General features: G+C 74.4%; 26 protein-coding genes and 1 pseudogene. 10 read left to right on the top strand and 17 right to left on the bottom strand.

Annotated elements, in window-relative coordinates; translation table 11 throughout:
• Window positions 1-31: 31 nt before the first annotated feature.
• The 7 genes from rpmF to AB0D28_RS26590 all read right to left on the bottom strand — a co-directional run bounded on the left by rpmF (window position 32) and on the right by AB0D28_RS26590 (window position 6,718).
• A complete protein-coding gene (gene rpmF / locus AB0D28_RS26620) occupies window positions 32-205 on the bottom strand; it encodes a 50S ribosomal protein L32 (RefSeq protein ID WP_073830392.1) in 174 nt (57 codons plus the stop codon).
• 5 nt (window positions 206-210) lie between these two features.
• A complete protein-coding gene (locus tag AB0D28_RS26615) occupies window positions 211-774 on the bottom strand; it encodes a YceD family protein (RefSeq protein ID WP_013474351.1) in 564 nt (187 codons plus the stop codon).
• Window positions 775-898: 124 nt separating this feature from the next.
• Complete coding sequence (locus AB0D28_RS26610) at window positions 899-1,396, bottom strand: hypothetical protein (protein ID WP_262014767.1); 498 nt, start codon at window positions 1,394-1,396, stop codon at window positions 899-901.
• Window positions 1,397-1,672: 276 nt separating this feature from the next.
• Window positions 1,673-2,149 (bottom strand): pantetheine-phosphate adenylyltransferase, encoded by a 477-nt coding sequence (gene coaD, locus AB0D28_RS26605; RefSeq protein ID WP_357390100.1) that lies wholly within the window; start codon window positions 2,147-2,149, stop codon window positions 1,673-1,675.
• A complete protein-coding gene (gene rsmD / locus AB0D28_RS26600) occupies window positions 2,146-2,709 on the bottom strand; it encodes a 16S rRNA (guanine(966)-N(2))-methyltransferase RsmD (protein WP_357390098.1) in 564 nt (187 codons plus the stop codon). Before rsmD ends, coaD begins: the two co-directional genes overlap by 4 nt.
• Window positions 2,710-2,906: 197 nt before the next feature.
• On the bottom strand, window positions 2,907-5,108 hold the full coding sequence (gene recG, locus AB0D28_RS26595; protein ID WP_357390096.1) for an ATP-dependent DNA helicase RecG: 2,202 nt from the start codon (window positions 5,106-5,108) through the stop codon (window positions 2,907-2,909).
• A complete protein-coding gene (locus tag AB0D28_RS26590) occupies window positions 5,105-6,718 on the bottom strand; it encodes a DAK2 domain-containing protein (RefSeq protein ID WP_357390094.1) in 1,614 nt (537 codons plus the stop codon). Before AB0D28_RS26590 ends, recG begins: the two co-directional genes overlap by 4 nt.
• A gap of 210 nt (window positions 6,719-6,928) precedes the next feature.
• Between AB0D28_RS26590 and rpmB the strand changes: the two genes are divergently transcribed.
• A complete protein-coding gene (gene rpmB / locus AB0D28_RS26585; protein WP_013284551.1) occupies window positions 6,929-7,120 on the top strand; it encodes a 50S ribosomal protein L28 in 192 nt (63 codons plus the stop codon).
• 218 nt (window positions 7,121-7,338) lie between these two features.
• On the top strand, window positions 7,339-8,595 hold the full coding sequence (locus tag AB0D28_RS26580; protein ID WP_357390092.1) for an ATP-grasp domain-containing protein: 1,257 nt from the start codon (window positions 7,339-7,341) through the stop codon (window positions 8,593-8,595).
• On the opposite strand, the gene AB0D28_RS26575 is transcribed toward AB0D28_RS26580, so the two are convergent.
• A complete protein-coding gene (locus AB0D28_RS26575; RefSeq protein ID WP_357390090.1) occupies window positions 8,592-9,059 on the bottom strand; it encodes a GNAT family N-acetyltransferase in 468 nt (155 codons plus the stop codon). The genes AB0D28_RS26580 and AB0D28_RS26575 overlap by 4 nt on opposite strands.
• 151 nt (window positions 9,060-9,210) lie before the next feature.
• A complete protein-coding gene (locus AB0D28_RS26570) occupies window positions 9,211-10,161 on the bottom strand; it encodes a thiamine-phosphate kinase (RefSeq protein WP_357390088.1) in 951 nt (316 codons plus the stop codon).
• 163 nt (window positions 10,162-10,324) lie between these two features.
• Here AB0D28_RS26570 and AB0D28_RS26565 point away from each other — a divergent pair, with 163 nt between their 5' ends.
• Both AB0D28_RS26565 and AB0D28_RS26560 read left to right on the top strand, forming a co-directional pair.
• Complete coding sequence (locus tag AB0D28_RS26565; RefSeq protein ID WP_088646044.1) at window positions 10,325-10,558, top strand: Lrp/AsnC ligand binding domain-containing protein; 234 nt, start codon at window positions 10,325-10,327, stop codon at window positions 10,556-10,558.
• The gene (locus tag AB0D28_RS26560) at window positions 10,559-11,149 is read left to right on the top strand and encodes a DUF3515 domain-containing protein (RefSeq protein WP_357390086.1); all 591 of its coding nucleotides are present in this window, start codon (window positions 10,559-10,561) and stop codon (window positions 11,147-11,149) included.
• A 38-nt stretch (window positions 11,150-11,187) separates the two neighbouring features.
• Here AB0D28_RS26560 and AB0D28_RS26555 read toward each other — a convergent pair whose 3' ends face one another.
• Window positions 11,188-12,291, bottom strand: a complete 1,104-nt coding sequence (locus tag AB0D28_RS26555) for a D-alanine--D-alanine ligase family protein (protein ID WP_357390084.1) — start codon at window positions 12,289-12,291, stop codon at window positions 11,188-11,190.
• Between the two features lie 166 nt (window positions 12,292-12,457).
• The gene (locus AB0D28_RS26550; RefSeq protein WP_357390082.1) at window positions 12,458-12,676 is read right to left on the bottom strand and encodes a hypothetical protein; all 219 of its coding nucleotides are present in this window, start codon (window positions 12,674-12,676) and stop codon (window positions 12,458-12,460) included.
• A 233-nt stretch (window positions 12,677-12,909) separates the two neighbouring features.
• Here AB0D28_RS26550 and AB0D28_RS26545 point away from each other — a divergent pair, with 233 nt between their 5' ends.
• Both AB0D28_RS26545 and AB0D28_RS26540 read left to right on the top strand, forming a co-directional pair.
• A complete protein-coding gene (locus AB0D28_RS26545) occupies window positions 12,910-13,761 on the top strand; it encodes a helix-turn-helix transcriptional regulator (RefSeq protein ID WP_357390080.1) in 852 nt (283 codons plus the stop codon).
• Window positions 13,758-13,958, top strand: a complete 201-nt coding sequence (locus AB0D28_RS26540; protein WP_357390078.1) for a DUF397 domain-containing protein — start codon at window positions 13,758-13,760, stop codon at window positions 13,956-13,958. The genes AB0D28_RS26545 and AB0D28_RS26540 overlap by 4 nt, the downstream gene beginning before the upstream one ends.
• A gap of 11 nt (window positions 13,959-13,969) precedes the next feature.
• Here AB0D28_RS26540 and AB0D28_RS26535 read toward each other — a convergent pair whose 3' ends face one another.
• From AB0D28_RS26535 to AB0D28_RS26515, 5 genes are all read right to left on the bottom strand, one after another.
• On the bottom strand, window positions 13,970-15,019 hold the full coding sequence (locus AB0D28_RS26535) for an ROK family protein (protein WP_357390076.1): 1,050 nt from the start codon (window positions 15,017-15,019) through the stop codon (window positions 13,970-13,972).
• A gap of 85 nt (window positions 15,020-15,104) precedes the next feature.
• Window positions 15,105-15,896 carry a putative protein N(5)-glutamine methyltransferase gene (locus AB0D28_RS26530; RefSeq protein WP_357390074.1) on the bottom strand — a complete coding sequence of 264 codons (792 nt, stop codon included), beginning with the start codon at window positions 15,894-15,896 and terminating at the stop codon, window positions 15,105-15,107.
• A 172-nt stretch (window positions 15,897-16,068) separates the two neighbouring features.
• The gene (locus AB0D28_RS26525; RefSeq protein ID WP_357390072.1) at window positions 16,069-17,187 is read right to left on the bottom strand and encodes a cystathionine gamma-lyase; all 1,119 of its coding nucleotides are present in this window, start codon (window positions 17,185-17,187) and stop codon (window positions 16,069-16,071) included.
• Between the two features lie 11 nt (window positions 17,188-17,198).
• The gene (locus AB0D28_RS26520; RefSeq protein ID WP_013284538.1) at window positions 17,199-18,206 is read right to left on the bottom strand and encodes an NAD(P)H-dependent glycerol-3-phosphate dehydrogenase; all 1,008 of its coding nucleotides are present in this window, start codon (window positions 18,204-18,206) and stop codon (window positions 17,199-17,201) included.
• Window positions 18,203-18,928 (bottom strand): lysophospholipid acyltransferase family protein, encoded by a 726-nt coding sequence (locus tag AB0D28_RS26515; protein ID WP_357390070.1) that lies wholly within the window; start codon window positions 18,926-18,928, stop codon window positions 18,203-18,205. The genes AB0D28_RS26520 and AB0D28_RS26515 overlap by 4 nt, the downstream gene beginning before the upstream one ends.
• Window positions 18,929-19,024: 96 nt before the next feature.
• Here AB0D28_RS26515 and cofC point away from each other — a divergent pair.
• The 4 genes and pseudogenes from cofC to AB0D28_RS26495 all read left to right on the top strand — a co-directional run.
• Window positions 19,025-19,633, top strand: a pseudogene (gene cofC, locus AB0D28_RS26510) (2-phospho-L-lactate guanylyltransferase); the annotation flags it as partial.
• Between the two features lie 39 nt (window positions 19,634-19,672).
• Window positions 19,673-19,870, top strand: coding sequence for a cold-shock protein (locus AB0D28_RS26505; RefSeq protein WP_357390117.1), 198 nt, complete (start codon window positions 19,673-19,675; stop codon window positions 19,868-19,870).
• Window positions 19,871-20,086: 216 nt separating this feature from the next.
• Window positions 20,087-22,225: an RNA degradosome polyphosphate kinase gene (locus AB0D28_RS26500; protein WP_357390115.1), complete on the top strand. Its 2,139-nt coding sequence runs from the start codon at window positions 20,087-20,089 to the stop codon at window positions 22,223-22,225.
• A gap of 7 nt (window positions 22,226-22,232) precedes the next feature.
• The gene (locus AB0D28_RS26495; protein WP_357390068.1) at window positions 22,233-23,150 is read left to right on the top strand and encodes an NUDIX hydrolase; all 918 of its coding nucleotides are present in this window, start codon (window positions 22,233-22,235) and stop codon (window positions 23,148-23,150) included.
• 34 nt (window positions 23,151-23,184) lie between these two features.
• Here the strand turns inward: AB0D28_RS26495 and AB0D28_RS26490 are convergent.
• The coding region (locus AB0D28_RS26490; RefSeq protein WP_357390066.1) for an endonuclease/exonuclease/phosphatase family protein at window positions 23,185-24,565 on the bottom strand (1,381 nt) is incomplete at its 5' end.

The raw sequence follows: 24,565 nt of genomic DNA, 5'->3' as shown, positions 1-24,565 counted from the left end.
CGGTGGTCGGGGACGTCACTCGGCAGCCGCGTCAGACCTCGAGGACCTGACGACCGTTGTAGGTGCCGCAGACGGAGCAGGCGGCGTGCGGCAGCTTGGCCGACTTGCACTGCGGGCAGGCCACGGTCGCCACCACCGAGGCCTTCCAGTTCGCCCGGCGGGCGCGGGTGTTGCTGCGCGACATCTTGCGCTTGGGGACGGCCACGGTTCTTACTCCTCTGTACGGGTCAGTTGCGTCAGGCTCGCCCAACGCGGGTCGACCTGCTGATGGCTGTGGTCGGCCGGCAGATCGTCCCAGTGCACCCCACACTCGGGGCACAGCCCTGGGCAGTCCTCCCGGCAGAGCGGGTTGGTCGGCAGTGCCAGCACCACCGCGTCCCGCAACGCCGGCTCCAGGTCGATCAGATCGCCCTGCATCCGGCCCACCTCGTCGGTGTCGGTCGTGTCGTCCGTGGCGCTGTTCTCGTACGCGTACAGCTCCTGGATCGTCACGGCCAACGAGTCGTCGATCTCGCGCAGGCAGCGCCCGCACTCGCCCTTGACGGGACCGGTGACGGTCCCGGAGACGAGCACGCCCTCGGACACCGACTCCAACCTCAGGTCGAGGTCGAGGTCCGCGCCCTCCGGCACGCCGATCAACTCCACGCCGAGGTCCGCCGGTGCCGGCACGACCCGCTTGTGCGTACGCAACGCACCAGGTCGGCGCGGCAGTTCCCTCGTGTCGAGGACCAGCGGCGACCTGGGGTCGAGTGTGCTTGGCGAGTGTTTGGGCATAGTCAGACTCCGGCCGTCGAGAGGCCGACAAAGAAGGTTACCTGCCAGACGGGCGAACCGTCGAACCGGGGGTTCACCTCCGGCCCGACGGCAGCCGGCTGTCGGCGACCGGCCCGCGCGCCGCTCAGAAGGGTAGCGGGCGGTCCGCCTCGTCCCCGCCGAAGGTGCCGATCTCGCGCAGCGCGTGCATCTTGTCCCGGCCGCGCTCTATCGAGGCCAGCGCCCGGGTGAGGAACTGCTCGAAGTTGGCCAGCGCGGTGTCGACGTAGTCGTCCACCTCCTCGCGGAGGCGCTGCGCCTCGGCCCGCGCCTCGGCGATGATCCGCGCGCCCTCGTGCTCGGCCGAGACGGTGATCTCGTTCACCGAGACCAGCCGGGCGTGTTCCGCCTCACCCTCGCTGATGATCCGGTCGGCCTCGCGCTTGCCGGCCTCCATGATCTTGTCCCGCTCCTCCAGCAGCGCGGCGGCGCGCCGCAGGTCGGCGGGGAGCTCCGCGCGCAACTCGTCGAGCACGGCGATCATCTCGCCCCGGTCGACCATGCAGTTGTTGCGCGACATCGGGACGGAGCGGGCCTGCTCCACCATGGCGATCAGTTCGTCGATGCGATCGAGCGGGTCCACCGGTACCTCACTCCTGTCTTCGTCGGCCGCCCTCCATCATGCGGCCTGCGCCCGGTCTCGGCGCTGCCACACATCATGTCGCGCCCGAGCCACAAGCACCCCACCCGCCCCACCCGGCGCGTCGTCCTCCCCGCCCATCGCCCTCGCCCCGTCGCCCGCCCCCGTCGCCCTCCCCCCGTCGATCTTGCACTTTCGGCCCGGCGCTCGCCCCTTACGGGAGGAATGTCCGGGCCGAATGTGCAAGATCGCGTGGGCGGGGGGTAGGGGTGGGTGGGGTCAGGGGCGGAGGCGGGCGGAGAGCTGCTCGCGGACCAGGTCGGGGACGTGTGCGGAGATGTCGCCGCCCCACTTCGCCACGTCCTTGATCAGGCTGGACGAGATGAACGAGTAGAGCGGGTTGGTCGGCATGAACAGGGTCTCCACGCCGGCCAGGCCGATGTTCATCTGGGCCATCTGCAGCTCGTAGTCGAAGTCGCTCACCGCACGCAGGCCCTTGATCAGCACACTCGCCTGCTGCGCGCGGCAGAAGTCGACAAGCAGGCCGCGGAACGACTCCACCCGCACGTTGTCGTACGAGGCGGTGACCTCCTGGAGCATGGTGATCCGCTCCTCGACCGTGAACAGGCCCTGCTTGGACTGGTTGACCAGCACTCCGACGATCACCTCGTCGAAGAGCCGGCTGGCCCGGCCGATGATGTCGAGGTGTCCGTTGGTGACCGGGTCGAACGAGCCCGGGCAGACCGCACGTCTCATGATCGGCGACCGTACCAAAGAGTGGTCTCGCCGTAACGCCTGCTGCGCTCCGGAGTGACACCTTCCACCCACGTGACCGGTCCGGTACGGCTGGACCGCTCGACGATCACCAGGGCGTCCGGGGCGAGCCAGCCGCCGTCGACGAGCGCGGCCAGATTCGCGGTGATCTCGGAGTCCGGCACCGCGTACGGCGGATCGGCGAAGACCACGTCGTACGGCTCCCCGTCCGGGCCGGCCGCCAGCACGGTGGCGACCTTGCCGGTGACCAGGCGCGCGGCCGGCGCGGCGCGGAGCGCGGCGATGTTCTCCCGGATCACCCGGGCGGCCCGCGCGTCGGACTCGACGAGCAGCACGTGGGCCGCGCCCCGGGACAGCGCCTCCAGGCCGACCGCGCCGGAACCGGCGTACAGGTCGGCGAAGCGTGTCCCGTCCAGGTCGACGTGCGAGTCCACGGCGCTGAACAGCGCCTCCCGCACACGGTCGGAGGTGGGCCGGGTGCCGGCACCCGGTGGCGCGGCGATCCGCCGGCCGCCGAGCGTGCCGGCCACGATCCGGGTCACCGTCGCTCCCTGCGCATGCCCCGACGCTACGCGACGCCGCGAGGCGGGCACGACGTACCCGGCGCGTCGTGGTGGCCCGTCGCCGCCGGATCCGCTTCACCGCCTGACCCGCACCGAGGGCGCGTCGACCACCCGGCCGGCGCGAGCCTGGGCACGCCACGCGCGTGCCGCTGCCCCGCGACGGCGCCGGCCCGCCGTCAGCCCTTCTCCAGGTATTCGGCGCGTTCCTCGTCGACGAGCGCGGCGACCGACGCCGCCAGCGCCGGGTGCCGGGACAGATCCGGATCGTCCTCGACCAGTTCGATCGCCTCGGCCCGCGCGTCGCGGATCAGCTCGGCGTCGCGTCTCAGCGACAGCAGCCGCAGGTGCGAGCGGCGGCCGGACTGGGTCGCGCCCAGCACGTCACCCTCCCGGCGCTGTTCCAGATCGAGTTCGGCCAGCTTGAAGCCGTCGGTGGTGGAGGCGACCGCGTCCAGCCGCTCCCGCGCCGACGAACCCTCGACCGCCTCGGTGACCAGCAGGCACAGACCGGCGGCCGAGCCCCGGCCGACCCGGCCGCGCAACTGGTGCAGCTGGGAGACACCGAACCGGTCGGCGTCCAGCACGATCATCACCGTCGCGTTCGGCACGTTCACGCCGACCTCGACCACAGTGGTCGCCACCAGCACGTCCAGCTTGCCGTCGGCGAACGCGCGCATCACCGCGTCCTTCTCGTCCGCCGGCAGCCGGCCGTGCAGCACCCCGATCCGCAGCCCGTGCAGCGGACCCTCGGCCAGCAGCGGGGCCACCTCGGTCACCGCCAGCGGCGGGCGCCGGCCGTTGTCGTCCTCTCGCGGCGCCTCCTCGTCCGACACCGGCCCTTCTCCGATGCGCGGGCACACCACGTACGCCTGGTGGCCCTTGGTGACCTCCTCGCGCAACCGGCGCCAGGCCCGGTCGAGGAACGCCGGCTTCTCGGCCGCCGGGACCACGTGCGAGGCGATCGGCGAGCGGCCCTGCGGAAGCTGGGACAGCGTGGAGGTCTCCAGATCGCCGTAGACGGTCATGGCGACGGTGCGCGGGATCGGGGTCGCGGTCATCACCAGCACGTGCGGCGGCTGCTCGGCCTTGGCGCGCAGCGCGTCGCGTTGCTCGACACCGAAGCGGTGCTGCTCGTCCACCACCACCAGGCCGAGGTCGTGGAAGTCGACGCCCTCGTAGAGCAGGGCGTGCGTGCCGAGCACGATGCCGGCGCGGCCCTCGGCCACCTCGGCCAGCGCCCGGCGTCGGGCCGCCGCGCCGAGCGAGCCGGTGACCAGCTCCACCCGTGTGGCGTCGTCGGCGGCGCCCAGCTCACCGGCCCGGCCGAGCGGCCCGAGCAGGTCGAGGATGCCCCTGTGGTGCTGGGCGGCGAGCACCTCGGTCGGCGCGAGCAGCGCGGCCTGCCCACCGGCGTCGACCACCTGGAGCATGGCGCGCAGCGCCACCACCGTCTTGCCGGAGCCCACCTCGCCCTGGAGCAGCCGGTGCATCGGGTGTGCCCGGGTCAGGTCGGCGGCGATCTCCCGCCCGACGACCTGCTGGCCGGAGGTCAGCTCGTACGGCAGCCGGGCGTCGAACGCGTCGAGCAGGCCGCCGGCCTTCGCCGGGCGGGCCCGTCCCGGCGACGCCGCCGCCCGGTGCTTGCGCTGCACCAGCGTGAGCTGCACGGCGAACGCCTCGTCCCACTTCAGCCGGCGGCGGGCCCGGTAGAGCGCCTCCTTGCTGGTCGGGCGGTGGATCTCGCGCAGCGCGGTGCCGATGTCGGCGAGGTTGCGGGTGGCCCGCACGGTGGCCGGCAACGGGTCCTCCGGCGGGGTGAACGTGTCGAGCACGACGCGGACGCAGCGGGCGATCACCCAGGTCGGCACCGCCGCCGCAGCCGGATAGACCGGAATCATTGCCCCGGCGAACTCCTCGACCTCCTCGTTTGCGGCCGCCTCGCCCTCGCCACCCTCGCCGAGCAGGACGTACTCCGGGCCGTTGAGCTGCCGCTTGCCCCGGAACTCGGTCACCTTGCCGGCGAACAGCCCCCACCGGCCGGGCCGCAGCTCCCGCTCCCGCCACGCCTGGTTGCCGAAGAACGTGCAGGTGAGCACGCCGCCGGAGCCGTCGCCGACGGTCACCTCCAGCAGGTTGCCGCGCCGCTGGCGCATCGGGCGCACGGCGGTGCGCTGCACCTGGGCGAGCACTGTGACCTGCTCCCCCACGTCGAGCGAGCGGATGTCGGTGTGCTCGCCGCGCTCGTCGTACCGGCGCGGGAAGTGGTAGATCAGGTCGCCCGCGGTGTGCAGGTCGAGGTGCCCGGCCAGCGCCTTCGCGGTGCGCTCGCCGACCAGCTTCTTCAGCGGCGTGTCGACAGTGGCCGCTTCACCAGTCATTCGACCCCCACCAGGAGCGGATAGTGCGGCTGACCGCCCTCGTACGCCTGCACCTCGACGAACGGCCACGCCCCCTCGACGTGCGCGCGGACCCGGTCGGCCAGCCCGGCCGGAGCGTCAGCGCCGCAGAGCAGCGTGACCAGCTCACCGCCGCCGCCGAGCATCCGGTCCACCACTGCGGTGCAGGTGTCGACCAGATCCTGCCCGATCAGGTGCACCTCGCCCTCGACCAGGGCCAGCACGTCGCCCGGGCGGGCCGGGCCGGCGACGGTGAGCGCCTCCCGGGCGGCGTGGCAGACCTCGGCGTACCGGCAGGCGCCGGCCGCCTCGGCCATCGCGATCACGTCGTCCTCGAACCGCCGCTTCGGATCGCGCACGGCCAGCGCCGCGAGCGCCTGCACCGGCGAGCGGGTCGGCACCACGCTCACCTTCACGCCGAGGCCGTGCGCCTCCCTGGCCGCCGCGCTCGCCACCGACTGGGTGTTCGGGTCGTTCGGGAGCACCACCACCCGGGCGGCGCCGGTGGCCCGGATCGCGTCGAGCAGCTCGCCGGTGGACGGGTTGGCGGGCACCACCACGGCGCCCTCGGCCGTGAACAGCTCCGCGATGCCCGCGCCCGTGGCCACCACCACGGCGGCCCGCCCCTCGGGCAGCGGCGCCCGCGGTCCGGGCGCCGGGGCGGCCTGATCGGCGAAGCGGGTCACGTTGATCCGGTGCGGGCGGCCGGCGACCACGCCCGCCTCGACCGCCGCCCCGATGTCGTTGACGTGCACGTGGACGTTCCAGGTGCCGGCGCCGTCGCCGACGATCGCGAGTGAGTCACCGAGCGCGTCCAGCTCGGCGCGCAGCCGGGCCACCGCCTCGTCGGTGGCGTCGAGCAGATACTGCACCTCGTAGGCGTACGCGTCGGAGCCGCTCTCCCGCACGGCGGTGGCCGGCGCGCGGCGGGTGGGCGGCTCGGACGCCGGCTGCGCCAGGCTCTCCCCGGTGATCACCTCGACCAGCGCGTCCAGCAGCAGGCACAGGCCGCGCCCGCCGGCGTCGACCACGCCCGCGCGGGCCAGCTCCGGCAACTGCTCGGGGGTACGCGCCAGCGCGTGCGCCGCCGCCTCGGCGGCGGCCCGGGCCACGGCGCGCAGGTCGTCGGTGTCCGCCCGGCGGGCGGCGTGCGCCGCGGCGGAGACCACGCTCAGCAGCGTGCCCTCGACCGGCCGGGCGACGGCGGCGTAGGCGGCGGTGGTGGCGTCGGACAGGGCGTCGGCGAGCTGTCGCCCGCGCACCGCGGGCACGGCGGCGAGCGTGTCGGCGAGGCCACGCAGGATCTGCGAGAGGATCACCCCGGAGTTGCCGCGCGCCCCGAGCAGCGCGCCCCGGGCCATCAGCCGCAGCGCGTGGCCGTGCGGGGTGTGCCCGTCGTCGGGAAGCGTGCCGAGGTCCATGGCCAGGGCCTGCTGGGCCGAGGTGAGCGTGAGCACCAGGTTGGTGCCGGTGTCGCCGTCGGGCACCGGGTAGACGTTCAGGTCGTCGATCTCGCCCTGGTGGGTGCGGAGGGCGGCCAGCCCGCTCGCGCACCAGCGGCGTACCGCTGCGGCGTCGAGGGTCTCCAGCACGTCGGGAAGCCTACTGGCGCGCACCGACACGCGCCGGGGTCGTCCACCGCGTGTCCGCCCCGGCGGACGGCCCGGCCGGGACGCCGGTACGCTGGGTGGGCTCGCGTAAGGGCCGGTTGGGCGTACCGACTGTCATCGGGTAACCTGACCAGGTTGCCCGGGCAGCGCCTGGCGGCGACCTCATGAACGTTTCAATCCCAGGAGTATCCCGTGGCTAGCGTGTGCGACGTCTGTGGCAAGGGGCCGGGCTTCGGCCACAACGTGTCCCACTCGCACCGGCGGACCAACCGCCGCTGGAACCCGAACATCCAGTCGGTGCGTACCCCGGCCGGTGGCGGCACCACCAAGAAGTTGCAGGTCTGCACCTCGTGCATCAAGGCCGGCAAGGTCACCCGCGCCTGACGCGGTAGCGCCACCGGAACATCGTCGGTCGCCGGCGGATCCCTTCGGGGTCCGCCGGCTTCTGTCGTGTCCGGCGACCGCCGTGCCCACCGGCCCGGTATCGGCCGACCCGCCCCCGCACCCCTGACCGACCGTACGGCGACCGCCTCGATCCGGCCGGTTAGGGTGCTGCTGCGCCGGCCGTCCGGTTCCGGCGCGAGCCGTGGGGAGGGTGACCGGTGGACCTCGATCTGGGTCGCGAGCAACTGGTGGTGGTGGGCGCGTCGTTCGGCTCGCTGAGCTGGTTCGACCAGGAGCTGCCGTCGGGCAGCGTGGTGCTGGTCGAGGAGCCGGACGTGATCGCCCGCCGCGACCTGGCCCGGTTCGCCGAGCGGCTGCCGATGATCGGGCGCCTCGTCGCCGCCGAGTACCAGACCGGCTTCGACCCCGACGCCCTGCTCGCCCGCGAGCCCGGCCTCGCCGACGCCCGGCTGGTCCTGCCCGGCCTGGAGTACGCGGTCGGCGCCACCGCCCGGCTCGCCGAGCGGCTCGGCCTCCCCGGCGCCGGGGTCGAGGCCGCCGACGTCTTCTCCGACAAGCACCGGATGCGGCTGCTCGCCGACCGGATCGGGCTCGCGAACCCGGCGTACGAGCTGGTCGACGACCCGGCGCGGGCGGTGGAGTTCGCGCGGGCGCACGGCGGCCGGTGCGTGCTCAAGCCCACCCGCCGCTCCGGCAGCCTGGGCGTGCAGCTGATCACCGACCCGGCCGAGGTGCCGGCCCGCTGGGCGGCAAGCGCCACCCCGCCCGACCCGGCCGAGGCGACCGAGCGCGGCCTGCCCACCGGCGTGCTGGTCGAGGAACTGCTGGTCGGCTCCGAGCACAGCGTGGAGCTGCTGGTGGCCGAGGGCGACGTGGTCTTCGCAAACGTCACCGACAAGCGGATCGCCGGTGGCCGGTACCCGGTCGAGACCGGCCACACCGTGCCGTCCGCGCTGCCCGCCGCCGCGCACGACGCGCTGCGCGCCGCCGCGGTACGCCTCGCCGAGGCGGCCGACTTCCGCAGCGGCATGCTGCACAGCGAGTGGATCCTGGTCGACGGCGTCCCGACGCTCGTGGAGTGCGCGGCCCGGATGCCCGGCGACATGATCACCGCGCTCATCTCGATCGCCTACGAGCGGGACGTCATCGAGGCGTACCTGCGGATCCTGCGCGGTGAACGGCCGGCGCTGCCGGCGCGGGCCAGCGGTGCGGCGGCGATCGAGTTCCTGATCGCGCCGCCCGGCCGGGTCACCGCCGTGGACGGCCGGCGCGACGCGCTGCGCGTGCCGGGCGTGCTCGACGTGCGGGTGGAGACGAAGGTCGGTCAGACAGTGCCGGAGCTGCTCTCCTCGGCGCACCGCAGCGGGCACCTGATGGCCTGGGGCGCGACACCGGACGAGGCGGCGGACGCCGCCCGCCGCGCCGCCGGGACGATCCGCATCTCGGTGGACTAGAGGGTACGGCCGTACGACAGGCAGCCCGGGGCGTCCTTGTAGAAGCCGAAGTTCGGGATCCGCTCGTAGCCGGCCGAGGTGTACATGGCGATCGCCTCGGGCTGCTTGTCGCCGCACTCCAGCACGATTCGCTTGCGGCCGTGGTCGCGGGCGGACCGCTCGACCGCGGCGAGCACCGAGCGGGCCACGCCCCGGCCCCGGGCCGCCGGGTCGGTGTACATCCGCTTCAGCTCGGCCGTGTCGCCGTCCTCGCCGTGGCTGCGCCAGCCGCCGCAGCCCACCGGCCGCCCGTCCAGGTAGGCGACGAGGAACACGCCGTCCGGCGGGGTGAACTCGGCCGCGTCGACGGGGGTCTCGTCGCCGCTGCCGCCGTACCGGGCGCCGAGGTCGGCCAGCGCCGCCCGGATCAGCGCCCGCGACTCGGGCGCGTCGAAGCGCCGCTCCCGGATCTCGATCTCGCTCACCGTGCCAGGTTACGACCGCCACCGGCCCGGCTTCGGGCGGCCGGCCCGGGGTCGGACGCAGATCACTCCGGCCCGCTGGTCCGCCGCGCGACCCGCTGATCCGCCGTCCGGCGGCCGTACCAGCTGGTCCGCCGTCCGGCGGCCGTACCAGCTAGTCCGCCGTCCGGCGGAAGTGGTCCCAGCCGCGCGGGCCGCTGTAGGCGCCGCCGTCGACGGTGACCCCGGCGCCGTCCGCCACCCGCCCGACCGGCCGCCAGCCGTCGGGCAACGCGGCGTCCGCCGGGAAGGTCGCCGCCAGCGCGTGGTCCTCGCCGCCGGCCAGGATCCAGGTGTACGGGTCGACGCCGAGCGCCTGCGCCGCGTCCCGCATCTGCCGGGGCACCTCGAACGCGTCGCGGTTCAGGTCGATCGCCACGCCGCTGGCGGTCGCCACGTGCCCGAGGTCGGCCAGCAACCCGTCCGACACGTCGATCATGGCGGTGGCCCCCGCCGCTGCGGCAGCCGGTCCGGCGGCGTACGGCACCTCGGGGCGGCGGAACGCCTCGACCAGCAGCCGGGGCGTGCGGAAACCCCGGGACAGCACCGTGTAGCCGGCCGCCGCCCAGCCGGTGCGCCCGGCCAGCGCCACCACGTCGCCGGGGCGGGCGCCGGAGCGGACCACCGGGTCGCGGCCGGCCAGGTCGCCGAGCGCCGTCACCGCGATGGTGAGCGTCGGGCTGCCGGACATGTCCCCGCCGACCACGCTCGCGCCGACCAGTGCCGCCTCCGCGCCCAGCCCGTCGGCCAGTTCCTCAGCCCAGGCCGGGTCCAGCTCGGCCGGCATGCAGAGCGCGACGAGCAGCGCGGTCGGGGTGGCGCCCATGGCGGCGATGTCGGCGAGGTTGGCCGCCGCCGCCCGGTGCCCCACGTCCCGCGCCGACGACCAGTCCCGGCGGAAGTGCCGCCCCTCCACCAGCACGTCGGTCGAGGCGACCACCCGCCGGTCCGGCGCGGCCACCACCGCGCCGTCGTCGCCGGGGCCGAGCAGGCAGTTCCGTCCCTGCGCCAGCCGGGCGGTCACCCGGCCGATCAGGCCGAACTCGCCGACATCAGTGACAGTCATTCCGTCCCCTCGCTCCGCTGCGTCGTTCCGCACGTTCCACCCCTACCCGTACCGGCGTGTGCTCGCTCACCGCGTCCGACCGGCAACCGATAGGGATCACAGCCGCTCAGTACGGTAGTTTCACCCTTCGGGTCGCCCGGAGGCGACGGACGGAGGTCGAGTCGTGGTACAGGCGTACATCCTCATCCAGACCGAGGTCGGCCGGGCGCGTGACGTGGCCGGTCTGATCGCGGATCTGGCCGGCGTGGTACGGGTCGACGCCGTCACCGGGCCGTACGACGTGGTGGTGCTCACCGAGGCGAACACCGTCGACGAGCTCGGCAAACTCATCGTCAGCAACGTGCAGATGGTGCCCGGCATCACCCGCACGCTCACGTGTTCGGTGGTGCGGCTGTAAGTGGACGAGAAGGACACCTCCTCTCCCCGCCGGGACGGCGGCACCCGCCGTGCCGCACTCTGGGCCACACTCGTCGCGGTGCCGGTGACCGTGGCGGTGGCCGCGTTCACGTTCGCCAAGCTGGCCCCGGAGTCGCCGGAGGCCGAGCCGAGCGCGTCGGCGAGCCCTCGGGCGCAGTCCAGCGCGCCGGTCGAGATGCCCGCTCCGGCGCTGGCCGAGCGCCCGACAGTGCTCTGCCGGGCCCTGATGTCGCAGCTTCCGGACCGCGTGCGTGACCTGCCGCAGCGCCCCGTCACCGCGGGCCCGGAGCAGAACGCCGCGTACGGCGATCCGGCGCTGACCATTGCGTGCGGCGGCAGCCCGGCGCAGTTCCCGCCCACCGACGAGGTGTGGACTGTCAACAAGGTCTGCTGGCACGCGGCCGAGGAGGCCGACGCCACGGTGCTGACCACCGTCGACCGGGAGACCCCGATCCGGGTCCGGGTACCGAAGTCGTACGAGCCGCCGCTGCAGTGGGTGACCTCGATCTCCGACACGATCGTCAGCTCGGTCCCCTCGGCGAAACAGGCCCCCTCGGGCTGCTCCGCCTGACGCCCGCCGGCCGGCGGCCGGCGTGGCGGGACAGGCGGTCAGCGGCCGGTGTGGCGGTGCAGGGCGGTACGAATCAGCCGGTTCACCAGCTTCGGGTACTCCAGCCCGCTGGCCGACCACATCCTCGGGAACATCGACGTCGGGGTGAAGCCCGGCATCGTGTTGATCTCGTTGAGGTAGACGTCCATCTGCGGGGTGACGAAGAAGTCGACTCGGGCCAGGCCGGAGCAGTCCAGGGCGGTGAAGGCCCGGGTGGCGTAGTCGCGCACCTGCCGGGCCACCGGCTCGGGCAGGTCGGCCGGTACGTCGTACTCGCAGACCTCGTCGGCGAAGATGTACTTGGCCTCGAAGTCGTACCAGTCGCGGTCGCCGATCATCCGCACCTCGGCGAGCACCGACGCCTCGGGGGCGCCACCGGCTTCGCCCTCCAGCACGCCGCACTCGATCTCGCGGCCCACCACGGCGCCCTCGACGAGCACCTTGCTGTCGATCTCGCGGGCGGTGACGAGCGCGGCGTCCAGGTCGGCCCAGTCGTCGACCTTGGTGATGCCGAACGAGGAGCCGGCCCGGGACGGCTTGACGAAGACGGGCAGCCCCAGGCGCTCCTTGTCCTCCTCGCTGAGCGACATGCCGGCGCGCAGCACCGCGTACGGGCCGACCGGGATGCCCTCGGCGGCACAGAGCTTCTTGGTGAACTCCTTGTCCATGGCGGCGGCGGAGGCGAAGACGTTCGCGCCGACGTAGGGGATGTCGGCCATCTCCAGCATCCCCTGGATCGTGCCGTCCTCGCCGTACGCGCCGTGCAGCACCGGGAACACCACGTCCACGTCGGCCAGTGCCACCGGCCCCTGGGCGGGGTCGAGCACCATCAGGCCGCCGACGGCGGGGTCGGCTCGCAGCACCAGTTCGGCGCCGGAGCCGGCGGTGATCTCGGGCAGTTTGCGGTCGGCGATGGCGAGCCGGCTCGGGTCGCCGCTGGCGAGCACCCACTGGCCCTGCCGGGTGATGCCGACCGGGACCACCTCGAACTCGTCCGGGTCGAGGGCGGCCAGCACGCTGCCCGCGCTGACGCAGGAGATGCCGTGTTCGGGGCTGCGGCCGCCGAAGACGATCGCCACGCGGGTCTTACCTGGGGTGGTCATTGTCACCTCATCGTTCGCGACTGCGGCTGGCCGTGCTCGCCGGTGGCGCTCACCCGACTGACCTTACTGTGCGTTGCCGCAAGCGGTGGTCGTTACCCGGGGAGACACGGAGTCGCGTGGCAAACGGTCAGGGTGACATATACGGGGAGTAACGGAACGGTGGTGCTCAGCAGGCCGGATGCCGGGGCCGGCGGCCGACCGCGATGACCTTCACCCGCTGCCGTCCGGCCCGCACCATGCCCAGCGCCATGAACGCGCCGGCGATCCGGTCGGCCGCCTCCCGGCTGCTCGCGCCGACCACCTGACGGCGGCGCTCGGGGCTGGTCCGTTCGTCGCGCCACATGCCTTGGCGCACGTCGGTGAGGACCACGAGGAACCTGGTCATCGCGGCACCCCTCCCCGTCTCGTGGACCGGCAGGGCACGCGACGGCCGGATCGTGGGGGAGTAAGAATCCGACCGCCGCGCGCCCCATCCCCTCCGGTCGCTCACCACCACCGTCGCCACGACCACCGGCGGTGAGGACGCCGTCACACATTGACATGTTTATGAGCATGAATGCAACTCTCATCGACTTTCTCTCACGCCCGCATTCCCAAGAGATGTGCGATCATCGATGCATGGCGCCGAAAACCGCCCGGGCCCGACGGCTCGGCATCGCCCTGCGGACCCACAGGGAGGCCGCCGGCCTCACCCTGGAGGCCGCGGCCGACGAGATCAACAGCACCCGGAGCACGCTGTCCCGCTACGAGAACGCGCAGACGCTGATCAGTCCCGCCACCGTGCGCGCGCTGCTGACCAGCTACGGCGTGGGCCCGGACGAGATCGCCGCGGCAGTGGAGCTCGCCAAGGACGCCCGCAAGCCCGGCTGGTGGGTGTCCTACTCGTACCTGCTGGACCGCCGGACCATCGACTTCATCGCGCTGGAGGCGGAGGCCACCGGCATCGCGAACTTCGAGCCGTCGGTGGTGCCCGGCCTGCTCCAGACCGCCGACTACATCCGCGGCGTGATGCGCGGCGGGCCGCACACGCTCAGCGACGAGCAGGTGGAGCAGCGGGTCCGGCTACGGCTGGACCGCCAGCAGCGGCTCTCCGGCGCCGAGCCGCCGATCCTCGACGCCATCATCGACGAGGCCGCGCTGCTGCGCCCGGTCGGTGACCGCTCGGTCATGTCCGGCCAGCTGCGGCATCTGCTCAAGACGACCGAGCTGCCGAACGTGACGGTGCAGGTGATCCCGCTGGCCGCCGGCTACCACCGGGGCACCCGGGGATCACTGCACATCCTGGAGTTCGCCGACCCGGCGGATCCGATCATCGCCTCGGTGGAGACCGTCGCCGGGCAGATGATCCTGGACCGGCCGGGTGACCTGCGTACCTGCGTCAAGATCATGGAGCATCTGCGGACCGTGGCGCTGAGCCCGGCGGCCAGCCGGGACCAGCTCCTCCGCCTGGAACGAGAGGTGACCAGATGAACGGCACGAACCGCGCCGCACCGGCGCCGGCCGGCTGGCGCAAGAGCAGCCACAGCGGCGACGAGGGCGCCTGTGTGGAGATGGCCCCGCTGACCGGCGCGGTGGCGGTCCGCGACTCGAAGGATCCGGCCGGCCCGGTGCTGGTGTTCCCGCCGCACGCCTGGGCCGCGTTCACCGCCGCGCCGCCGCGCGCCTGAGCGGCCCGGCCTCAGCCGAGCGGGGCGGCGGCGTTGAGGGTGCCGCGTACCGCCTCCAGCGCCGCGATGGCCACCCCGCGCGCCCCGGCCATGTCCCGGTCCGGCACCAGCGCGAAGGTGGCCACCGCCCGCTGCTCCTCCCGGAGCACCGTGTGCTCGGCGACCGTGGCGAGGAACCAGTCCCGGAACTCCGGCGCCGCCTCCACCACACCGCCGCCGACGAAGTACGCGTGCGGATCGGTGAAGTTGGCCGCGATGGTGAACAGCCGGCCCAGCGCCTTGGCCTGCTGGGTGAACACCAGGCGGGCCAGCGGGTCGCCCCGCTCGCCGTAGCCGCGCAGCAGCTTCGCCGCCCGGTCCGGCTCCTCCGCCGCGAGCGGATGCTCCGGGTGCCGGGCCAGCCAGTACGGCAGCAGGTTACGCCGGATCGCGGTGAGCGAGGCGACGCTCTCCGCGTCCCCGGTGAAGCCGCAGGCGCAGACCGGCGCCGCCTGGTCCGGCTCGACCAGGCCGTCCAGCGGGATGTGCACGTGCCCGAACTCGCCGGCCATGCCGGCCGCGCCGCCGACCACCCGGCCGGACTCCACCACGCCGCCGCCCAGCCCGGTGCCGACGATCGCCGACACCGACGACCGGGCCATCGCCTCGGCGCCGAAGTGCACGTGGTGGGCGTAGAGCGCGGCGGCGTTGCCGTCGTTCGCGTACACCACCGGCAGGCCGAGCCGCCGCTCCAGCGCGCTGCGCACGTCGAAGCCCCGCCAGGCGGGCTGGGAGAAGTTCGTCGAGCCGCGCGAGGAGATGACGCCGGTGGCGCTGGCCGGGCCGGGAGTGTCCAGCCCGACCGCGCGGACCAGGTCACGCGGCACACCGGTGTGCGCCAGCACGCCGTCGAACGCCCGCGCCAGCGCCTCCACCGCCGCCTCCGGGCCGGCGCCGACCTCGCTCGGGATCTCCAGCAGCCCGTCCACCAGGAACCGGCCGTCGACGGTCAGCACCGTGGCGTTGTCACTCGTGCCCCCGTTGTCCAGCCCCACCACCACCGGCACCCCTGCGCTGCCCACCGCCACCGCCTCCCGCCGCGCCTGACCCGAGGCTAGTTCCCGCCCGGGCCACCCGCCACGCCCCCGCGCGGACTCCCCGTGGCGGTCAGCCGGCACGGCGGGCGGTGACCGCCGTGGCCTCCCACTCCTCGTCGCGTACCACGTCCGGGTCGAGCCCGGCGGCGGTGAACACGGCGCACAGTTCCGGGGCCTGCGCGACGCTCGTCTCGACCACGACGTGCCCGCCCGGGGCGAGCCATTCGGCCGCGCCGGAGGCGACCCGGCGCAACACGGCCAGGCCGTCCGCGCCGCCGTCCAGGGCCACCGGCGCCTCGTACAGGCGTGCCTCGGCCGGCAGCGAGGACACCGCGGCGGTCGGCACATACGGCGCGTTCGCCACCACCAGGTCCAGCCGCCCACGCCGGCCGGCCGGCAGCGCGTCGAACAGGTCGCCCTGGTAGACCGGGACACCGAGTGGTTCGAGGTTGCGCCGGGCGCAGGCCACCGCCACCGGGTCGATGTCGGCGGCGGCCAGCCAGCGGGGCGCGAGCCGCTCGTGCAGCACCACCGCGGCGGCACCGGAGCCGCAGCACAGGTCGAGCACCGCCGGCGCCGGCCCGGCCAGCGCCGCCGCCGCGTCGACCAGCAGCGCGGTACGACCCCGCGGCACGAAGACCCCCGGGTGTACGGCGATCCGCCGGCCGCAGAACTCGGCCCAGCCGAGCAGGTGCTCCAGCGGCAGGCCGGCGACGCGACGGTCGACCAGCCGGGTCAACGCCTGCGCCGAGTCGGCGGCGGCGATCAGCAGGTCCGCCTCGTCCTCGGCGAAGACGCAGCCGGCGGCGCGCAGCCGCCGGACGAGGGCCGGACGATCGGGGGTGAACACGGTGGATGCCATGGCAAGCCTTTCGGGAAGCGCTCGTCGGCGCCCCCGGCGTCGCCTCAGCCCCGAGGCGACGCGGACTCGGAGGGAGCGCCGGTCCTCTGCTTGTGGATCGGACTCACCTCCTCGGGTCGGGGCCGCACGGGCCGTGGCTGCCCGTCACGATAGCCCAGCGGCCGGTACGCCGTCAGCCCGCCGCGTCGAGCGCGGCGGCCACGTCGGCGAGCAGGTCGGCGGTGTCCTCGACGCCGCAGGAGAACCGCACGAAGCCCGGCGTCGTGGCGTCGCCCCACTGGGCCCGCCGGTCGGCAGTGGTGTGCAGCCCGCCGAACGAGGTCGCGGCGGCCACCAGCCGCGAGGCGCCGAGGAAGCGGGCCACCCGGCCCTCGTCGCCCAGGTCGAACGAGAGCACGCCCGGCACGCGGCGCATCTGTGCCGACGCGACCGGGTACGCCGGGTCGTCCGGCCGGCCGGGCCACCGCACGCCGGTGACGTCCGGGCGGGCCGCGAGCAGGTCGGCCAGCGCCCCCGCGTTCGCGGTCTGCCGGGCCAGCCGCAGGTCCAGCGTGGCCAGTGACCGGTGGGCCAGCCAGCAGTCGAACGCACCCGGCACTCCGCCGGTGGCGTTGCGCCAGGTTGTCGCCGCGTCCCGCAGCCCGGCGTCCCGGGTGGCCAGGTAGCCCAGCAGCAGGTCCGAGTGGCCGGTCAGCGCCTTGGTGCCGGAGGCGACCACCACGTCCGCGCCGAGGTCCAGCGGGCGCTGCCCGAGCGGCGTGGCGGTGGTGTTGTCCACCGCCACCAGCGCGCCGGCGGCGTGCGCGGCACCGGCCACCGCCGCGACGTCGACGACGTCCAGGCCGGGGTTCGCCGGGGTCTCCAGCAGCACCAGCCGCACACCCTCGAACGACGGGTACGGCCCGGCGGTCGGCACGAGCACCACGCGTACGCCGAGCCGTTCCAGGGTGTCCGAGGCGAACGAGCGCACCGCGTAGTAGCCGTCGGCGGGCAGGAGCACGGTGTCACCGGGACGCAGCACTGTCAGCAGCAGCCCGGTGATGGCGGCCTGGCCGCTGGCGAAGACGCGGCAGTCGCCGCCCTCCAGCTCGCCGATCGCCGTCTCCAGCAGCCGCCGGGTCGGGTTGTCCGGCCGGCCGTACCCGTCCGCCGCCGCCGACGGGCCGCGCTGCGGGTCCAGGTGGTACGGCGCGGCGAAGACCGGGCCGGGCAGGAACGGCTGCCCCGGTACGGCGTCCGGCAGGCCGGCGTGCACGCTGCGCGTCCCGTCACCCCAGTGCTCGCTGCTCATCCCGGCTCCGCTCACTCGTACGACTCGGGCTTGGCGGTACGGCTCATCAGCGCGTCCACCGCCAGGCGCGGATCCATCCCCTCGTGACAGATCCGCTCGATCTGCTCGGTGATCGGCATCTCCACCCCGTGCGCCCGGGCCAGGTCGCGGATGGCCAGGCAGCTCTTGACGCCCTCGGCGGTCTGCCGGGTGGCCGCCTGGGCCTGCTCCAGCGTCTCCCCCCGGCCCAGGTGCTCGCCGAAGGTGCGGTTGCGGGCCATCGGCGACGAGCAGGAGGCGACCAGGTCACCCATGCCGGCCAGCCCGGCGAACGTGATCGGGTCGGCGCCGAGCGCCACGCCCAGCCGGGCGGTCTCGGCCAGGCCGCGGGTCATCAGCATGGCCCGGGTGTTGTCGCCGAAGCCCATCGCGGTGGCGATGCCGTACGCCAGCGCGATCACGTTCTTCACCGCGCCGCCCAGCTCGCAGCCGATCACGTCGTCGTTCGTGTACGGGCGGAAGTACGGCGTACGGATTGACGCCTGTACCAGCGCGGTGCGGCGGCTGTCGGTGCCCGCGACCACAGTGGCGGCCGGCTGCTCGGCGGCGATCTCCGGTGCCAGGTTGGGCCCGGAGACGACCACCACCCGGTCGGCGGGCACCCCGGCGGTCTCCGTGATCACCTGGCTCATCCGCTTGGTGGTGCCCAGCTCGATGCCCTTCATCAGCGACACGAGCGTGGCGTCCGGCGCCAGGTACGGCGTCCAGTCGGCGAGGTTGCCGCGCAGCGTCTGCGAGGGCACCGAGAGCACCACCACCTCGGCCCCCTCGATCGCCTCGGCGGCGTCGCCGGTGGCGGTCACCCGCTCGGGCAGGCGGATCCCCGGCAGGTACTCCGGGTTGTGCCGCCCGGTCCGGATCGCCTCGGCCACCGCGGCCCGGCGGGCCAGGACCGTGACGTCCCGCCCGGCGTCGGCGAGGATCTTGGCGAACGCGGTCCCCCAGGAACCGGCGCCCAGCACGGCGACGTGCCCGCTCATTCGGTGACCTCCCGGGTGCCGGTGCGGGCGGGCCGCTGCCAGAGCGGCGGTGGCGTGCCGCCGCGGATCTCCGCGACCAGATCCCGGATGCGCAGCATGATGGTGTCCGTCATCTCCTCCAGGATCGGCCGGGTCGGCGTGGCGCCGGCCCAGGGGCTCAGGTCCACCGGCGGTCCGGCGATCACCGTCACCGGGGTACGCGGACGCAGCCCGAACCGGGCCGTACGCGGGTCGAACATCCGTTCCGGGCCGACCATGGCGATCGGGACCACCGGGGCGCCGGTGGCCAGCGCCAGCCGGGCCGCGCCGGTCTTGCCCTTCATCGGCCACAGGTCCGGCTCGCGGGTGGTGGTGCCCTCCGGGTAGATCACCACCGCGCCCCCCTCGGCCAGCGCGGCGACCAGCTTGTCCAGCGACTTGACCGCCTCGACGGTGCCGCGCTCGACCGGGATCTGCTGGCACCGGTGCAGGATCCCGCCGACCACCGGCACCCGGAACACGCTCGCCTTGCCGAGGAAGCGCGGCCAGCGCCCGGCGTCGTAGATGTAGTGCGCGACCACCAGCGGGTCGGCGTGCGAGATGTGGTTGGGCACGAGGATCACGCCGCCGTCGTGGCGCAGGTGCTCCATGCCCCGCCAGGTGCGCCGGGTCCAGACCGTCATCAGCGGTTTCACCAGCACCACGGCGAGTCGTCGCCAGAACCCCAGCCTCCGCCGTGCCACTGTGCCTCCTCGATCCGCCCACGCGCCCCGGCACAGAATCATGCCTGTTCGCCCCCGCTGCGGCCAGTGCGGGTACCAGCGCTCTCCGCTGGCAGGATGGTCGGCGTGTCTGAGGCCCGCTGGACCGTGGTGACGCCGGTGAAGCGCCTGGCAGCGGCGAAGAGCCGGCTGCGGGGCGCGCTGCCCGGCGTACCCCATGAGGAGCTGGCCCTGGCCCTGGCGGCCGACACGCTGCGCGCGGTGCGGGCGTGCCCGGCGGTCGCCGGGGTGCTCGTGGTCACCGACGACCCGTCGGTGGGCGCGGTGGCGGGCGCGGCCGGCGCCCGCGTCGTCGGCGACCCCGGCGGCGGGCTGAACGCGGCGTTGCGGCATGGCGCGGCAGTGGCCGGGCCGCGCGCCGCCGTGGCCGGCCTGACCGCCGACCTGCCGGCGCTGCGACCGGCCGACCTGGCCGCCGCGCTGCGGGCCACCCAGGGGGTACGCGGGTTCGTGGCGGACGCCCCCGGCACGGGCACGGTGCTGCTCGCCGCGCCGGCCGGGGTGCCGCTGGCGCCGGAGTTCGGGCCGGGCTCGGCCGCCGCGCACGCGGCGAGCGGGGCGCTGCCGCTGGCCGGTGACTGGCCCAGCCTGCGCCGGGACGTGGACACCCCGGCCGACCTGGCCGACGCCGCCGGGCTGGGCGTGGGGCCGCGCACCGCGGCGCTGCTGGACCGGGTCGCCGGAGCGTTCCGGTACGGTGCTGGCATGCAGGGCACGGTGGCGACCTACGACGCGTCGACCCGCAGCGGTGTGCTGCTGCTCGACGACGGCACCGAACTGGCGTTCCCGGCCCGCGCGTTCGACGCCTCCGGGTTGCGGCTGCTCCGATTGGGGCAGCGTGTCCGGATCGAGCGGGACGCCGACGGCGAGGTGATCCGGGTGACCTTGCCGACGATGGCGTGAACAACCTGGCCCGAGTTCATTTTCCGTTCACCCTCTTCGGGGAATCATGAGGTGGTGAGCACCCCTCGCGAGCACCCCGACGGTCCGCCGCCGATCCTCGACCCCGGCACGCCCCGCAACGGCCACCCCACCCGGGGCCCGGACGGGCGGTTCCGCCAGACCCGGCCCCCGGAGGAGCGCCTCGGCGCCGACCCGGACGCGGCCGGCGCGACCGGGCTGGACGAGCCGCTCGACCCGGTCGAGGGCCCGGCCGACGAGTCCGCCGCCGACGCCGCCCCGCCGGCCGTGCCGCCGCTGCCGGAGGACCGCTTCCTCAACCGGGAGCTGTCCTGGCTCGACTTCAACGCCCGGGTGCTGGCGCTCGCCGAGGACCCGCGCACCCCGCTGCTGGAACGGGCGAAGTTCCTGGCCATCTTCGCCAGCAACCTGGACGAGTTCTACATGGTCCGGGTGGCCGGGTTGAAGCGGCGGCTCTCCGCCGGCCTGCCCGTACGCGGCGGTGACCGGCTGCCGCTGCGCACCCAGCTCGAACTGATCACCGAGAAGGCGGCCGGGCTGGTCGCCCGGCACGCCGCCTGCCTGGTCGACGACGTGCTGCCGAAGCTCGCCGCCGAGGACATCCGCATCCTGCGCTGGAGCGACCTGGACGACGCCGAGCGGGAGCGGCTGCGCACCTGGTTCCGGGAGCACATCTTCCCGGTGCTCACCCCGCTGGCCGTCGACCCGGCGCACCCGTTCCCGTACATCTCCGGCCGGTCGCTGAACCTGGCCGTGTCGGTACGCGACCCGGACGGCGGCTCGGAGCTGTTCGCCCGGGTCAAGGTGCCGAACAACGTGCCCCGGTTCGTCCGGGTGCACCGCGACCAGCCGGGCGTGCGGTTCCTGCCGGTCGAGGACCTGATCTCGGTGCACCTGGGCCAGTTGTTCTCCGGCATGCAGGTGGTCGAGTGCCACCTGTTCCGGGTGACCCGCAACGCCGAGGTGGAGGTGGACGAGGACCGCGACGAGGACCTGCTCCAGGCGCTGGAACGGGAACTGGCCCGGCGCCGGTTCGGCCCGCCGGTACGCCTGGAGGTGGCCGCCTCCATCTCCGACCACATGCTGGAGCTGCTGGTCCGCGAGCTGGACATGGACGGCCACGACGTGCTGCGGGTGCGGGGCCTGCTCGACCTCTCCGCGCTCTGGCAGCTCTACGGCGAGGCCGACCGGCCCGACCTGAAGGACCCGCCGTTCGTGCCGGCCACCCATCCGCGGCTGGCCGAGGGCGAGGTGCCGCGCAGCGTCTTCGCCACACTGCGCGACGGCGACGTGCTGGTGCACCACCCGTACCACTCGTTCGCCACCAGCGTGCAGCGCTTCGTCGAGCAGGCGGCGGCCGACCCGAACGTGCTCGCCATCAAGCAGACGCTCTACCGCACCAGCGGCGACTCCCCGATCGTGGACGCGCTCGTCGACGCCGCCGCCGCCGGCAAGCAGGTGGTGGTGCTGGTGGAGCTGAAGGCGCGCTTCGACGAGGTGGCGAACATCGGCTGGGCGCGCACGCTGGAACGGGCCGGCTGCCATGTGGTGTACGGCCTGGTGGGGCTCAAGACGCACTGCAAGACCGCACTGGTGGTACGCCAGGAGGGCAACCAGATCCGCCGCTACTGCCACATCGGCACCGGCAACTACCACCCGAAGACGGCCCGGCTCTACGAGGACTTCGGCATGCTCACCGCCGACCCGGAGATCGGCGCCGACCTGACCGACCTGTTCAACGTGCTCACCGGCTACAGCCGGCAGACCGCGTTCCGGCGGCTGCTGGTGGCGCCGCAGGGCATCCGCAGCGGCCTGATCGAACGCATCGACAGGGAGATCGAACACGTCCGGCTGGGCATGCCCGGGCTGGTGCAGTTCAAGGTGAACTCCCTGGTGGACGAGGAGATCACTGACGCGCTCTACCGCGCGTCGCGGGCCGGCGTGCACGTGGACCTGCTGATCCGGGGCATGTGCACGCTGCGGCCGGGTGTGCCGGGGCTGTCGGAGAACATCCGGGTCCGTTCGATCCTCGGCCGGTTCCTGGAACACTCCCGGATCTTCCGGTTCGGCAACAACGGCGACGCCGAGTTCTGGATGGGCTCGGCCGACCTGATGCACCGCAACCTGGACCGCCGGGTGGAGGCGCTGGTGCAGGTGAGCGACCCGGTGGCCCGGGCCGAACTGGACCACGTCCTCACCGCCGCGTTCGATCCCGACGTGGACGCGTTCGAGCTGGCCCCGGACGGCACCTGGCACCGCCGTACCGGGGACGGCCACACACCGCTCACCCACCTGCAGGATCTGTTGCTGCGCCGGGTCGGCGGACGGGCGGACTGAGCGGGCCGTGGCGCGTGGCGGGCGGGCATACGGTGAGCGGGTGAGCGACGGCGAACCGGTACGGATCCGGGCCGCGGGCGGCGTGGTGTGGCGCCCGGGTCCGGCCGGCGTCGAGGTGTGCCTGGTGCACCGCCCCCGGTACGGCGACTGGTCGCTGCCGAAGGGCAAGCTGGACCGCGGCGAGCACCCGCTCGTGGCCGCCGTCCGGGAGGTGGCCGAGGAGACCGACGTACGCGCCGTGCCGCAGGTACGCCTGCCCACGGTCCGCTACCGCAGCGAGGGCCACGCCAAGGCGGTCGACTACTGGTCCATGCGGGCCGTCGGCACCGGCGGTTTCCAGCCCGGCACCGAGGTCGACGACGTGGCCTGGTTCCCGGTCGACGACGCGGTACGCCGCGTCAGCTACCCGCACGACGCCGAGGTGATCGCCGCGTTCGCGCCGCTGCCGCCGGTCACCGCGACGGTGCTGCTGGTCCGGCACGCGCACGCCGGCAAGCGCGGCACCTGGACCGGCCCGGACCACGGCCGCCCGCTGGACGAGCAGGGCTGGGCGCAGGCGCGGGCGCTGGTCCCGCTGGTCGCGCTGGTCCGCCCGGCGCACCTGTTCTCCGCCTCGGCCCGGCGTTGCGTGCAGACGCTGGACCCGGCGGCGGCCCGGCTGGACCTGCCGATCGAGGTCTGCGGCGACTTCGACGAGCCGGTGCCGGGCCAGCAGGCCGAGGAGTGCGCGCTGGCGGCCGCGGCGCGGCTGACCGCGCTGGCGCAGGCCGCCGGGACGGTGGCGGTGTGCAGCCAGGGCAAGGTGATCCCGGGCGCGCTGGAACGGCTCACCGGCCGCGTGGACGACGACTTCACCACCGCCAAGGGCGGCGGCTGGCTGCTGCCGTTCGCCGGTGACCGGCTGGTCCTCCCCGACCGGTTGTGAGACCTGCCGCGGCCGGCGCCGGTGGTGGCGGCCCTCAGGGCAGCGTGACGGTGAGCGTCACCGGGAGGTGGTCGCTGGCCTCGGTGCGCGGTGCGCGTACCTCGGTGGCGGTCAGGCCCGGCGAGACGAAGACGTGGTCGATCTGGGTGCGCGGATCGTCGGCCGGGCTGGTCCGCAACGGCCGGGCCGGCCCCAGCGCGTCCACCAGACCCGCGCGGGTGAACTCGGCGAACGCCGCGTCGTCCGGCTCGGTGTTCAGGTCGCCGCCGAGCACCAGTGGACGGCCGTTCGCGTACCGGCCGGCGAACGCGGCCACCTCGCCCGCCTGCTCGACCGGATCCCGGCCGGGCGGCGGTTGCAGGTGCGTGGCCACCACTGCCAGTTCCCGGCCGCCGAGGTCGAGCGTGACGCCGAGCGCCTGCGCACCGGTCGGCGCACCGTGCGCGGTCAGCCGCCGGGTCTGCCCGGAGCGCGCCGGGAAGCGGCTGAGCACCGCGTCGCCCCAGACCGGGTCGGCGGCGGGCGCGAAGACGTACGGCATCCCCAGCCGCCCGGCCAGCGACGCCAGCGTGTCGTGGCCGCCGTTGAGCCACCAGCCCCGGTCGACCTCGCTGAGCAGGATCACGTCCGCGCCGCGCAGTTCCCGGGCCACCGCGTCCAGGTCCAGCCGGCCGTCCAGGCCGAATCCCATCCGGATGTTGTACGCGGCGACCCGCACCGCCGCCGGGGTGGTGGCGGCCCGGGCGGTGGTGGGCGGCACGTGCAGCGTGGCGGCGAGCCCGGCCAGCGCCGTCAGGCCGCCCAGGGCCGCCACCCGGGCCGTGGTGGGCAGCGCCGGGGCGGATGACGTCACGCCGGGCCGGAGGGACGCGCCGACCGCCACCAGAGCCACCAGGACGGCCGTGGCGACCGGTGCCCACCCGTTGGGGTACCCCAGGTCGTAGGCGGCGTAGTAGGCCACCGTGGCCACCGCGAACACCAGCATCCCGAGCGCCGCCGCCCGCCCGCGCCGCGCCCCCGCCCGCCCGTCGTCGGCGGCCCGGTCGTCGTCGGCGGCCGAGTCGGTGAGCGCCAGGCAGCCGCCGAGGCCGGCGGCGGTGAGCAGGTACGCCGGGACGAGACGCCCGGCCACGAACAGCACCGAACCGGCGAGCAGCGCCAGCGGCCACACCACCCGGGCCAGGCGCATCGGTGCCCGGAACAACGCCGTCGCCAGGAACAGCAGCACCGCGAGCGCGCCCGGCAGGGCGCCGTTGCCGGGGCGGGCCAGGCCGGGGAAGTCGGGCGATCCGCCACCGGCGGCGGCGCTCCACAGCGCCGGGACGAGCGCCACCTGGCCGGCCAGCAACAGCGCCGGCCCGCACAGCAGCCAGGCCCGGCGGCCCGGGGTGGGCGCGCGCGGCCCGGCGTCGCCG

This window comes from Micromonospora sp. NPDC048169 (assembly GCF_040652815.1).
GTDB lineage: Bacteria > Actinomycetota > Actinomycetes > Mycobacteriales > Micromonosporaceae > Micromonospora.
The sequence above is the reverse complement of the archived record's forward strand: the minus strand, read 5'-3'. Positions and strand labels throughout refer to the sequence as shown.